Here is a 12962-nt window from a genome sequence, read left to right on the forward strand (position 1 = left end):
TTCACATTACTATGATTATGAAGTGGAAAAAAGAAGTATGCATAAAAAAAGCGACGCCTTATAGGCAATCGCTCATTTTCGCAAACGCACGGCGCGCTGCTTCAATTGTTTTTTCGATGTCTTCATCGGTATGTGCAGTTGATAAAAACATGCCTTCAAACTGCGATGGTGGCAAGAAGATGCCTTCATTCGCCATTTCTTGATAATAACGAGCAAATAAGTCTAAATCGGACGTTTTTGCTGTTTCGTAGTTTGTGACACGCTCATTTGTAAAGAAGATGCCGATCATTGAGCCAGCTTGATTAATTGTATGTGGAATGCCGTACGCTTTTGCCGCTTCGCTTAATCCTTCCGCTAACCGATTCACTTTTTTCTTGAACGTTTCATATGTTTCTGGCGTCAATTGTCGCAACGTTTCATAACCAGCTGTCATCGCCATCGGATTCCCTGATAACGTACCCGCTTGATAAATCGGACCACTCGGCGCAATGTTCTCCATAATATCAGCCCGACCACCGTACGCCCCAACCGGTAAACCGCCACCGATCACTTTTCCAAGACACGTTAAATCTGGTGTAACTCCGTAATATCCTTGTCCGCTATAATAGTCGACACGGAACCCTGTCATCACTTCGTCAAAAATAAGAAGGGCACCGTATTCGTTCGTCACATCACGCAATCCTTGTAAGAAACCTGGTTCTGGCGGAACAACTCCCATGTTCCCCGCAACAGGCTCGACAATAACCGCCGCGATATCTTCTCCGAACTTTTCAAACGCATAACGCACGCTTTGTAAGTCGTTGTACGGTACAGTAATCGTATGTTGCGCAACCGTTTCCGGCACCCCTGGGCTATCTGGCAAACCGAGCGTCGCAACACCTGATCCTGCTTTAATTAAAAGCGAATCGCCATGGCCGTGATAACAGCCTTCAAACTTTACAATTTTATTCCGTCCTGTATAGCCGCGCGCTAAGCGAAGAGCGCTCATCGTCGCTTCTGTTCCCGAGCTAACCATACGAATGATTTCAACAGAAGGCATACGCTCCATGACAAGTTTAGCAAGTTCATTCTCGATTAACGTTGGCGCGCCAAAACTTGTTCCTGTTTCTGCTACTCGTTTTAGCGCCTCAACGACTTGATCATTTGCGTGACCTAAAATGAGCGGTCCCCACGATAAAACGTAATCAATGTATTCATTGCCGTCGATGTCGTAAATTTTCGAACCTTTTCCGCGCGCCATAAAAATTGGATCCATTTTCACCGCTTTAAACGCGCGCACCGGACTGTTTACACCGCCAGGCATAAGCTTTACGGCTTCGGCATATGCCGCTTTTGAACGTTCATAGCTACGCATTATTTTTCCTCCTTTAACCAACGAGCAACGTCTTTTGCAAAATACGTTAAAATTAAATCCGTTCCTGCTCGTTTCATGCTCGTTAACATTTCCAGTACAACTGCTTTTTCATCAATCCAGCCGTTTTGAGCGGCCGCTTTCACCATCGCATATTCCCCGCTTACGTTATAAGCGACAATCGGCAAATGGAAATGGTTTTTCAAATCGCGAATAATATCTAAATACGCTAACGCTGGTTTCACCATTAAAAAGTCGGCACCTTGATCCACATCCGCTTGCGCTTCACGAAACGCTTCTAGGCGATTAGCTGGATCCATTTGATACGTTTTTCGATCGCCAAACTGCGGTGCGCTATGGGCTGCATCTCGAAACGGTCCGTAAAATGCTGAGGCGTATTTCACCGCATAAGACATGATCGGCACATATGTGAATCCTTCTTCATCTAACGCTTGGCGAATGGCTGCGACAAATCCGTCCATCATATTAGACGGTGCGATAATGTCCGCTCCAGCTTTTGCTTGGCTTACTGCTGTTTTCGCTAATAATTCAAGCGTGTCGTCATTGACAATCGTTCCGTTCTCCACAACGCCACAATGGCCATGGCTCGTATAATGGCATAAACATGTATCCGCAATAACAACAAGTTCTGGAAATTCGTTCTTCATGGCACGAATGGCGCGTTGAACGATTCCGTGTTCACAATATGCTTGTGAAGCGATCTCGTTTTTTTCGTTTGGTACACCAAATACAATAATGGAACGTACACCTAATTGAACAGCTTCGCGCACGTCTTCAAGAGCATAGTCAAGCGACTGCTGATACACACCGGGCATCGACGGTACTTCATTTTTTATTTTTTCTCCTTCGACGACAAAAATCGGATAAATCAAATCTTCTATATGCAAATGTGTTTCACGTACCATCGCTCGTAAATTAGCCGTTTGACGCAAACGACGATGACGGGCAAATTGCATATTTACTCACCTCTTATCTTCAAATATTGATTAATCTCTTCAACCATTGCATCAATTGTATATGTATGTGGACAAACGTGAACAGGAATGCCTAAATCAAGAGCTGTTTGTTTCGTGATTGGACCGATGCATGCGATCGTAACAAAAGACAAATTGATGTCTTCCCCTGCGATCGCGTGCGCAAAACTATGTACCGTCGATGAACTTGTAAACGTAACGACATCAATCATTCGTTGTTGAAGGAGCGCAATGAGTTGTGGCTTCGCTTCTTCATTCATCGTCGTTTCGTAGACGATCCAATCTGTCACGTCTGCCATGTTACTTAATTGCTCTCGCAACGTATCGCGCGCTAAGTTCCCTTTCACAAGCAACACGCGCGTGTCGGTAGAAAGCAAAGGTTGTAACGTTTCCGATAAGCTTTCGGCAACAAATTCGTTTGGAATCAGATCGACAACAACGTTTCGCTTTTGCAATGCTTTCGCTGTTTTTTCTCCTACCGCAGCCACTTTCGGCCACGCTGGTGGCTGCGCGTCTTTCACCGCCTCAAAAAAATATTTGACACCGTTTTGACTTGTAAATACGATCCAATCGAACGTATGCCATTCATGTAATAAGTTATGATCCGCTTGTTTCGCTCGTCCAATGCGAATCAACGGCAATTCAACTGGAATCGCACCGTATCGTTCCAACGTTTGCGACAACGCTTTTGCTTGCGCTTTCTCACGCGTCACGAGCACCCGTTTCCCCCTGAGCATTTACTACATCTCCTTTAACACACGTGCAATCAGTTGTTTTGCACCACGTTCAATTAAACGTTGTGCCGCTTCAACCCCCACTTGTTCTGTCTCTGTTCCACGCACAATTTCTTTTAACACGTCTGTTCCATCCGGCGTAGCAACGAGGGCTGTTAGTACCACTTCATCTCCATCAACATATGCATATCCAGCAACAGGTACTTGACAACCACCTTCAATGCGCTGTAAAAATGCCCGTTCGGCGCGCACAGCACGTTCCGTTTGTTCATTGGTTAACTTATTTAACCAATGCAATAATTCCTCATCACTTTCTCGACACTCAATCGCCAACGCCCCTTGTCCAACCGCTGGGACACATATGTCCGTTGGTAAATATTGAGTAACTACTTCTTTTGCCCAACCCATGCGATGTAACCCAGCAGCTGCTAATATAATAGCATCGTACGCATCTGTTTTTAACTTCGCTAAACGAGTATCAATATTGCCGCGAATCCATTGGATTTGTAAATCTGGACGAACGGCTAACAGCTGCGCGGAACGCCGTAAACTGCTCGTTCCAACAACCGCCCCGCTTGGCAGTTGCTCAAACGGAACATGACCTTTCGAAATGAGCACATCGCGATGATCTTCACGCTTTGGTACGCATCCGATCATTAATCCGTCTGGTAAAACAGCAGGCATATCTTTCATACTATGAACTGCAAAATCAATTTCGCCATCTAGCATCGCCTGTTCAATTTCTTTTACAAACAGTCCTTTGCCCCCTACTTTCGATAACGTCACATGTAAAATTTGATCGCCTTTTGTGACGATTTCTTTCACTTCAAATTCAAACGGGGCACCGAGTTGTTTCAGTTGTTCAATGACCCAGTTTGTTTGGGTTAGCGCTAACTTGCTTCGACGCGAACCAACAATAATTTTTCTCATCTTTCTTTCCTCCAACAATCGCTAAAAATGAAATTGCGATAACGTACCAAACAAAAAGAAATTAATTAGTAAAATTAGAAAAGAGCCAATGTTCCAAAATGCCATTTCTTTTCCTTGCATCCCTTGAACAGCTCGCTTATATAAATAAAAACTGTATGTTGCAAATACAGTAAACGAACCGAGTACTTTCGCATCATATAAAACGAAATGATCTACTTTCATATATGCCCAAACAATGCCTAAAATTAAACTTAATAATAGTACCGGAACACCGACGCCGTTTAACACATAGGAAAGATCGTCAAACTTAGCTAAATCGCCAAGCCGCCATAATCGTTTTCCCCACTTTTTTTTCTTCAATAACTCATATTGAAGTAAATATAGAAGGGAAAACATAAACGAAATCGAAAACGCTCCATACGATAAAATGGCCATCGTAATATGAATAAACAACAGTTCAGACATCAATTGCTCTGCAATGCCAACAGTGTACGGTGTCGGTGCGAACGTATGCAATGAAAGAATAAAAAACGCTAATACGTTTGTGAAAAAGACGAGAAAATCAACGCGCAGCCATCCGTTAATCGCAAGCGATAACGTAATAAGTAGCCACGCGTAAAACGACAGCCCCTCCGCAAGCGTTAAAACAGGAAATCTTCCTGTCTCCACCATTCTCGCAAAAAAGAAAAATGTTTGCATCCCCCAAACAATAGAAAGCAACCCGAAAGCAATGCGATTTGCCTTCCGGTTGTGATGAAGAAAATCGATAAAATAAAACAAAACGGACGATGCATGTAAAAGAAGCGAGAGTTCGTACCATCTCGTCATGTCAAACATATTAGCTCTTCCTTACGATTGAAAAGATGGTTCTGCCGCTCGCTCGTGAACACAGCTTATCTCTTTTTGTTGCTGCTTCACTTGCTGTTCAATGTTGAAAATTTTCATAAACAACTGAAGCGCTTCTTCTGCATTGTCCTCTGCAGCCAATTCTTTTGCGCGCAAAATTGGATCGCGCAACAATTGGTTGACGATACTTTTCGTATGCTTGTTTAATACTTTTTTATCTCGTTCTGATAAATGTGGCAACTTTCGTTCTAAACTTTTCATCGTCTCTTCTTGAATGAGCATCGCCTTTTCACGCAAAGCTGCGATAATTGGTACGACACCAAGCATATGCAGCCATTGTTGAAACTCGTCCATTTCCTCAGCAATCATGCGCTCAATTTGCTCCGCTGCTTTTTTCCGTTCGGCTAAATTCGCTTCAACAATATCTTGTAAGTCGTCAATATCATATAAAAAGATGCTATCTAGTTCAGCAAGCGCAGGATCTAAATCGCGCGGCACTGCAATATCAATCATAAAAAACGGACGTCCTTTGCGCATTTTTTCAATGACTGCCATCGTTTCTTTTGTAATGACATATTGTTTTGCACCCGTAGAACTAATTAAAATGTCCGCCTCTAATAATGCGCATTGCAATTGTGATAACGGCTTAGCATCTCCGTTAAATCGTTCAGCAAGCTGCTGTGCTTTTTCAAACGTGCGGTTTACAACCGTCACGCGTTTAACGCCACTTCCGTACAAGTTTTGTAGCGCCAATTCACCCATTTTTCCGGCACCTAACACGAGCACATGTTTATTCTTTAAATCGCCAAAAATTTTTTTCGCCAGTTCCACCGCTGCATAGCTGACAGATACCGCATTTGCACCGATTTCTGTTTCCGCATGCGCGCGTTTAGCAAGCGTAATCGCTTGTTTAAATAGTTGTTTAAACACCGTGCCTATTGTGTTTTCTTGTTGCGCTAAAAGAAAACTTGTGCGCACTTGCCCAAGAATTTGTGTTTCACCTAAAATCATAGAATCAAGCCCGCAAGCGACGCGGAATAAATGTTCAATCGCTTCACGCTCTTCATAAATGCGCAAATACGGAGCGATTTGTTCTTTATCAAGCCCAAACCAATCCGCTAAAAATGTTTTTATATAATAACGCCCTGTGTTTAATTGATCGACAACCGCATAAATTTCCGTCCGATTACATGTCGATACGATGACGTTTTCTAACATGCTCTTTTGCTTTTGTAGCGCTTTCATCGCTTCAGCAAGTTCCGTTTGATTAAACGTCAATTTCTCACGAATTTCGACAGGGGCTGTACGATAGTTCACGCTGACAACAACGACATACATTCCCATCACCCCGAAGTTTAAAGTCATCTCATTTCATTATAGCACGTCTATGTTGTTTTTTCCTTATAAAGTGTGAATACAATTTGACAACTTTCGATCTTTCTTAAATGGCGCTCATTTAGTAAACTAGTGAACAGATGCTGTTTTAAGTGTCGCACGGAATTGGGGGAATTTCAATGAAAAAACGTGGTATTTTTTCCGGCATCATTTTAATTGGTTTTGGGACATACTTTTTACTTGAACGCTTTTTGCTTTTTCCATCTTTTCATACGTGGTCAACATTGCTGTTTATTATCGGGATCGCTTTTTTAGGTCAGGCGTATATCGGAAAAGATTATTCCGCCATTTTATCCGGTGTTGTGTTTACAGGGGTTGGCGTTCATTTTCATCTTTCTTCTCGTCTTTCATCGTGGCCAGATGATATAAGCGTATTGACGTTAATTATAGCGCTTGGTTTATTTTTGCAATACGTAAAAACGAAACAAGCTTTACTTCCTACCATTTTACTTTTTGCTTTATCATTCATTTTTTTATTTTCTCATCCGTTACAACAAGCGGTGACATTCGTAACGTTTGATTCACTCATCCACATTTGGCCATTGGCGTTCATTTTACTTGGATTGTACTTATTGTTCGTGAAAAAAGGATAATTATACAAAAAATGTGGGCGATTTCACCCACATTTTTTCTTTATATCCATTTTTGTAGTGCGCCCCATACCTCATCTTTCCCTTGTCCTGTTTCCGCTGAAAAAATAATGAGTTCATCCTCTGGAATGAGACGTAATGTTTCTTTTGCTATTTTCGCATGTTGTTGCCATTTTCCACGCGGAATTTTATCCGCTTTCGTCGCAATGACGAGCGTCGGAATGTTGTAATGCTTTAAAAACTCATACATCATCACATCATCTTTCGTCGGAGGATGACGCAAATCAACAATCAGCAACGCGGCTTTCAATTGTTCGCGCGTTGTAAAATACGTTTCAATCATTTTTCCCCATGCTTCGCGCTCTGCTTTTGATACTTTCGCAAAGCCATATCCCGGTACATCAACGAAATAAAAAGCATCATTAATACAATAAAAGTTTAACGTTTGTGTTTTCCCCGGTTTTGACGATGTGCGCGCAAAATTTTTTCGGTTAATCATTTTGTTAATAAACGATGATTTTCCGACATTCGAGCGCCCAGCAAGCGCAAACTCCGGGAGCTGTCCTGCTGGGTATTGTTCTTGCTTCACAGCGCTAATGACCATTTCTACGTTTGTAATTTTCATTTATCTCCACCTACCAAAGCATGTTCAAGTACATCATCAATATGTGAAACGAGAACAAACTGCAATTGTTTTTTTACGATCTCTGGAATATCTTCTAAATCTTTTTCGTTTTCTTTCGGTAAAATGACTTTCTTTAATCCGGCACGATGAGCGCTCAACACTTTTTCTTTCACCCCACCAATAGCGAGCACACGACCACGCAACGTAATTTCTCCCGTCATGCCGACAAAACGGCTGACCGGTTTCCCTGCCAATGCGGAAATGAGCGCTGTTGCCATCGTAATCCCTGCAGATGGACCGTCTTTTGGTACCGCCCCTTCTGGCACGTGAATGTGAATGTCTAGTTTTTCATGAAACTCTGGATCAATGCCTAATTGTTTTGCTTTCGAGCGAATGTATGTAAATGCCGCTTGAGCAGATTCTTTCATCACATCGCCCAATTGACCCGTCAACGTCAGTTTCCCTTTTCCTTGCGCAATTGACACTTCAATCGCTAGCGTATCTCCGCCAGCTGCCGTATATGCAAGCCCTGTCGCTACGCCGACTTGATCTTCGCTCTCCGCCTGTCCGTAATGATATTTCGGTTTTCCTAAAAACTCGCTCACATTTTTTTCTGTGATAACAATTCGTTTTCGCCCTTCTGATACGATTGTTTTCGCTGCTTTGCGGCAAATGGAAGCGAGCTGACGTTCTAAGTTGCGCACACCTGCTTCACGCGTATAATAACGAATAACTTGCATCATCGCCTCATCGCGCATATGAAGCATTCGTTTTTGTAAACCGTGCGCTTCCATTTGTTTCGGCAATAAATGTTCCTTTGCGATATGCAGCTTTTCCATTTCCGTATAGCTTGGAATCGTGATGACTTCCATTCGGTCGAGCAGCGGGCGTGGAATTGTTGCGAGCGTATTCGCTGTTGCAATAAACATGACTTTAGATAAGTCATATGGCTCCTCAATATAATGATCGCTAAACGAATGATTTTGCTCGGGGTCTAGCACTTCTAATAAGGCGGCAGACGGATCACCGCGAAAGTCGCTCGACATTTTATCAATTTCATCAAGTAAAAATACAGGGTTAATCGTTCCTGCTTTTTTCATTCCTTGAATGATACGACCTGGTAAAGCACCAACGTACGTGCGACGATGACCACGAATTTCTGATTCATCGCGCACGCCACCAAGCGATATACGAACAAAATTTCGATTTAACGTTTTTGCGATCGAACGAGCAAGAGATGTTTTTCCAACACCAGGTGGACCTACTAAACAAAGAATTGGTCCTCGCAACGAATGTGTTAATTGCTGAACAGCTAAATATTCCAACACGCGTTCTTTTACTGTTTCAAGTCCATAATGTTCTTCGTTTAAAATTTTTTCAGCGCGATGAATATCGTGAATATCTTCTGTTTGTTTTGTCCACGGCAACGCCAACAACCAATCTAAATAGTTGCGGATGACTCCGCTTTCAGCAGAGGCAGCTGGCACTTTTTCATATCGTTCTAGTTCTTTTAATGCCGTTGCTTTCACGTGTTCCGGCATGCCTGCTTGCTCAATTTTTTCACGCAACATATCAACTTCGCCAGTCTTGCCTTCTTTCTCACCGAGCTCTTTTTGAATCGCCTTCATTTGTTCGCGTAAATAATATTCTTTTTGCGTTCGTTCCATCGATTGTTTGACGCGCTGGCTAATTCGTTTTTCTAAATGCAAAATTTCTTTTTCATTATGAAGAATTTGAATGATTTGATGGACGCGTTCTTTCACATCGACCGCTTCAAGCAATTTTTGTTTTTCTTCAAGCTTTAACGGCAAATGTGACGCAATAATATCCGCCATGCGTCCCGCTTGCTGAATGTCCATGACAGACGTATAAATATCTGCAGATAATTTTTTGGACAGCTTTATGTACTGCTCAAAATATTCAAGCATCGTCCGGCGCAACGCTTCAAATTCTATATCTTCTTTTTCGTTATCAACAAACGGCTCCACTTGCACGACGTAACACGGCTCTTCGCTGACCCACTTCACTACTTTTCCGCGCGAGACCCCTTCAACGAGCACACGAAACGTTCCGTTCGGTAGCTTTAACAATTGCTTCACACGTGCAATCGTTCCCATTTCGTATACATCTTCAAGTTCTGGATCATCAATTTGTACATCTTTTTGCGATGTTAATAACACGAGATTTTCTTCAACCATTGCTTTTTCTAACGCTTGTACGGATTTTTCTCGCCCAACGTCTAAATGTAATACTGTCGTCGGAAACACAAGTAATCCTCTTAACGGCAAGAGTGGAATGACTTTATTTTTCTTTCTCGCCACAACCCCGCACCTCCATCATACTTCTATTGCCCTATTGTATAGTACATTATAGCGTTTGTAAAATCTTTCATCGTAAAAAATCGACTTCAACGCTCGGTTGAAGCCGATTGCCTTCACATGAGTTCTGTTTTCGGTAAATGATGACGCATCGGGATAGAACGAACGTGTTCGTGAAATAAAAAAGAAAGAACGTCGCCAATGTGATCGACTGGAACGATTTCAATGCCTGTCACTTGTCTTAAAATCGACTGCATATTTTCGCGTGGAATAATGACCGTTTTCGCCCCAGCTTGTTTTGCTGCCTTCACTTTTGGAAAAACGCCGCCAACGGGCTTCACGTTCCCATGTACACCAATTTCTCCTGTCATCGCTATGGTTGGATTAATCGGTAAATGATAAATGGCAGAGTAAATACCAACCGCCATCGCCACACCAGCAGAAGGACCATCAATTGGGACACCACCTGGAAAGTTTACATGAATATCGTATTGATCTGCCGGCACACCGAGCGAACGTAAAACAGTAATGACGTTTTCGATCGAGCCGCGCGCCATACTTTTTCGGCGAATCGACTTGCCTTGACCACCAATTTGTTCTTCTTCGACAATACCGGTCATATTGATCGACCCTTTTTCTTTCGTTGGCAATGCTACAACTTCAATTTCTAACAGCGATCCGCTATTCGGACCGTAAACCGCTAATCCGTTTACTAACCCAACTTTCGCTTCCTGTCCCACTTTTTTCTCATAACGTGGCGATAATTGACTTGATTGAATGACCCATTCAATATCTTGACGTAAAATTTTAGAGCGTTTCTCAGAAATGACAATACCAGCTGCGATTTGTAACGTATTGACCGCTTCCCTTCCGTTGCGAGCATACATCGCCAGTTCATCAACCGCTTGTTCTTCAATCGGAAGGTTTACTTTTTCTGCTGCTTTTTCCACAATTTTAGAAATTTCTTCTTGTTCTAACTCTCTGAAAAAGACTTCCATACAGCGTGACCGAATCGCTGGCGGTATTTCATTTGGCGTTCGCGTTGTTGCACCAACGAGCCGAAAATCAGCAGGCAATCCGTTTTGAAAAATGTCATGAATATGGTTTGGAATGTTCGGATTTTCTTCGCTATAGTACGCGCTTTCAAAAAATACTTTTCGGTCTTCTAACACTTTTAACAACTTGTTCATTTGAATCGGATGCAATTCACCAATTTCGTCAATGAATAATATGCCACCGTGCGCGTTCGTCACTGCTCCTTGCTTCGGTTGTGGGATGCCAGCTTGTCCCATCGCACCCGCTCCTTGATAAATTGGATCGTGCACAGAACCGATCAGCGGATCAGCAATACCACGCTCATCAAAGCGTGCTGTCGTTGCATCCAATTCAATAAAAACAGCATCTTTTCGAAATGGAGATAACGGATTTTTTTTCGCTTCTTCTAACACGAGACGAGCGGCCGCTGTTTTCCCGACACCTGGTGGTCCATAAATAATGACATGTTGCGGATTCGGTCCACACAATGCCGCTTTTAATGCTTTTATGCCATCTTCTTGACCAACAATATCATCAAACGTTTTTGGACGCACTTTTTCAGCAAGCGGCTCCGTGAGTGAAATGGAACGCATTTTCCGAAGTTGTTCCATCTCTTTTCTCGCTTCTTTATCGATCGAAATTTTTTGCGTTCGTTGACTTTTTAACAGGTTCAAAAAATATAGGCCGATAATAATCCCGAAAAACAACTGAATAAGTAGAGCAATGTTTGTCCAGTTCATGGCCGTTCCTCCTGCATATGTATTGTACGCATAGTATCTCCGAGCAAAGAGAGAAATAAACAAAAAAAGATCGACTTTCCGATTCGGAAAATCGACCTTTTTTCCATTTACGCAGATGTTTTTCGTTCGTACTCGACAATTGTTCCATCTTGTAAAATAAGCAGCGGCGCTCTTTCTCCGCGCACCGTTTCTGCTGTAATCACGCATTTTTGTACATCTTCACGCGACGGCAATTCAAACATGACATCAAGCATAATGCCTTCAATGATTGAACGTAAACCGCGCGCTCCTGTTTTTCGCTCAATCGCACGTCTCGCAATTTCACGAAGCGCCTCTTCTTCAAATTCAAGCTCGACATCGTCAAGTTCGAGCATTTTTTGATATTGCTTTACGAGCGCATTTTTCGGTTTGACTAAAATATCGACAAGCGCGTCTTCGTCAAGCGGTTGTAAGCTTGTAATCACAGGAAGACGTCCCACAAACTCTGGAATTAATCCGAATTTTAATAAGTCTTCTGGCAACACTTTAGACAATAAATCTTTTTCTTCAACTTCCGCTTGCACATCTGAGCTAAAGCCGATCACCTTTTTACCGAGACGGCGCTTAATAATCGGCTCTAATCCGTCAAATGCTCCACCACAAATGAATAAAATGTTCGTCGTATCAATTTGAATGAACTCTTGATGCGGATGCTTTCGTCCTCCTTGTGGCGGCACGCTTGCAATTGTTCCCTCTAAAATTTTTAATAACGCTTGCTGTACACCTTCACCTGATACGTCGCGCGTAATGGAAGGGTTTTCTGATTTGCGCGCAATTTTATCAATTTCATCAATGTAAATAATTCCTTTTTCTGCCCGTTCAATATCATAATCGGCAGCCTGAATGAGCTTTAATAAAATATTTTCGACGTCTTCACCGACATACCCTGCTTCTGTCAATGATGTTGCATCCGCAATCGCAAACGGTACGTTTAAAATGCGCGCAAGCGTTTGAGCGAGCAACGTTTTTCCGCTCCCTGTCGGTCCGATCATTAAAATATTACTTTTAGATAATTCGACATCATCAATTTTGCTGTTTGAATTAATGCGCTTATAATGGTTGTATACCGCCACAGAAAGTGCTTTTTTCGCCTCGTCTTGTCCGATGACGTACTCGTCTAAAATGTCACGAATTTCCTTTGGCTTTGGTACATCTTTAAACTCTACTTCTTCTTCCGATCCAAGCTCTTCTTGCACAATTTCTGTGCATAATTCAATACACTCATCGCATATGTATACACCTGGGCCAGCAACAAGTTTGCGTACTTGTTCTTGCGTTTTGCCGCAAAACGAGCATTTTAACTGCCCTTTTTCATCATTAAACTTAAACATGATTTCACCCCTTATTTCTTTACGATCATATGT

11 protein-coding genes are annotated in these 12962 nt (G+C 42.4%); 1 reads left to right on the plus strand and 10 read right to left on the minus strand.

Annotation, left to right across the window (positions count from 1 at the left end):
* Positions 1–58 precede the first annotated feature (58 nt).
* The 6 genes from hemL to hemA are packed head-to-tail and all read right to left on the minus strand — an operon-like array spanning position 59 to position 6194.
* Positions 59–1354 (minus strand): glutamate-1-semialdehyde 2,1-aminomutase, encoded by a 1296-nt coding sequence (gene hemL, locus HNQ84_RS05985; protein ID WP_183249663.1) that lies wholly within the window; start codon positions 1352–1354, stop codon positions 59–61.
* Complete coding sequence (gene hemB / locus HNQ84_RS05990; protein ID WP_183249665.1) at positions 1354–2328, minus strand: porphobilinogen synthase; 975 nt, start codon at positions 2326–2328, stop codon at positions 1354–1356. Before hemB ends, hemL begins: the two co-directional genes overlap by 1 nt.
* A gap of 2 nt (positions 2329–2330) precedes the next feature.
* Positions 2331–3083 carry a uroporphyrinogen-III synthase gene (locus HNQ84_RS05995; RefSeq protein WP_183249667.1) on the minus strand — a complete coding sequence of 251 codons (753 nt, stop codon included), beginning with the start codon at positions 3081–3083 and terminating at the stop codon, positions 2331–2333.
* A 3-nt stretch (positions 3084–3086) separates the two neighbouring features.
* The gene (gene hemC / locus HNQ84_RS06000) at positions 3087–4010 is read right to left on the minus strand and encodes a hydroxymethylbilane synthase (protein ID WP_435621496.1); all 924 of its coding nucleotides are present in this window, start codon (positions 4008–4010) and stop codon (positions 3087–3089) included.
* A gap of 21 nt (positions 4011–4031) precedes the next feature.
* Complete coding sequence (locus HNQ84_RS06005; RefSeq protein ID WP_055440006.1) at positions 4032–4847, minus strand: cytochrome C assembly family protein; 816 nt, start codon at positions 4845–4847, stop codon at positions 4032–4034.
* 12 nt (positions 4848–4859) lie between these two features.
* The gene (hemA, locus tag HNQ84_RS06010; protein WP_435621497.1) at positions 4860–6194 is read right to left on the minus strand and encodes a glutamyl-tRNA reductase; all 1335 of its coding nucleotides are present in this window, start codon (positions 6192–6194) and stop codon (positions 4860–4862) included.
* A gap of 176 nt (positions 6195–6370) precedes the next feature.
* Between hemA and HNQ84_RS06015 the strand changes: the two genes are divergently transcribed.
* Positions 6371–6844 carry a LiaI-LiaF-like domain-containing protein gene (locus tag HNQ84_RS06015; RefSeq protein WP_435621498.1) on the plus strand — a complete coding sequence of 158 codons (474 nt, stop codon included), beginning with the start codon at positions 6371–6373 and terminating at the stop codon, positions 6842–6844.
* A 40-nt stretch (positions 6845–6884) separates the two neighbouring features.
* Here HNQ84_RS06015 and yihA read toward each other — a convergent pair whose 3' ends face one another.
* From yihA to clpX, 4 genes are all read right to left on the minus strand, one after another.
* Positions 6885–7466 carry a ribosome biogenesis GTP-binding protein YihA/YsxC gene (gene yihA, locus HNQ84_RS06020; RefSeq protein ID WP_435621499.1) on the minus strand — a complete coding sequence of 194 codons (582 nt, stop codon included), beginning with the start codon at positions 7464–7466 and terminating at the stop codon, positions 6885–6887.
* Positions 7463–9787, minus strand: a complete 2325-nt coding sequence (lon, locus tag HNQ84_RS06025; protein WP_435621500.1) for an endopeptidase La — start codon at positions 9785–9787, stop codon at positions 7463–7465. The genes yihA and lon overlap by 4 nt, the downstream gene beginning before the upstream one ends.
* Positions 9788–9900: 113 nt before the next feature.
* Complete coding sequence (lonB, locus tag HNQ84_RS06030) at positions 9901–11559, minus strand: ATP-dependent protease LonB (protein ID WP_435621501.1); 1659 nt, start codon at positions 11557–11559, stop codon at positions 9901–9903.
* Positions 11560–11666: 107 nt separating this feature from the next.
* Positions 11667–12929 (minus strand): ATP-dependent protease ATP-binding subunit ClpX, encoded by a 1263-nt coding sequence (gene clpX / locus HNQ84_RS06035; RefSeq protein WP_435621502.1) that lies wholly within the window; start codon positions 12927–12929, stop codon positions 11667–11669.
* Between the last annotated feature and the right edge of the window lie 33 nt (positions 12930–12962).

The organism is Anoxybacillus eryuanensis, assembly GCF_051200995.1.
GTDB lineage: Bacteria > Bacillota > Bacilli > Bacillales > Anoxybacillaceae > Anoxybacillus > Anoxybacillus tengchongensis.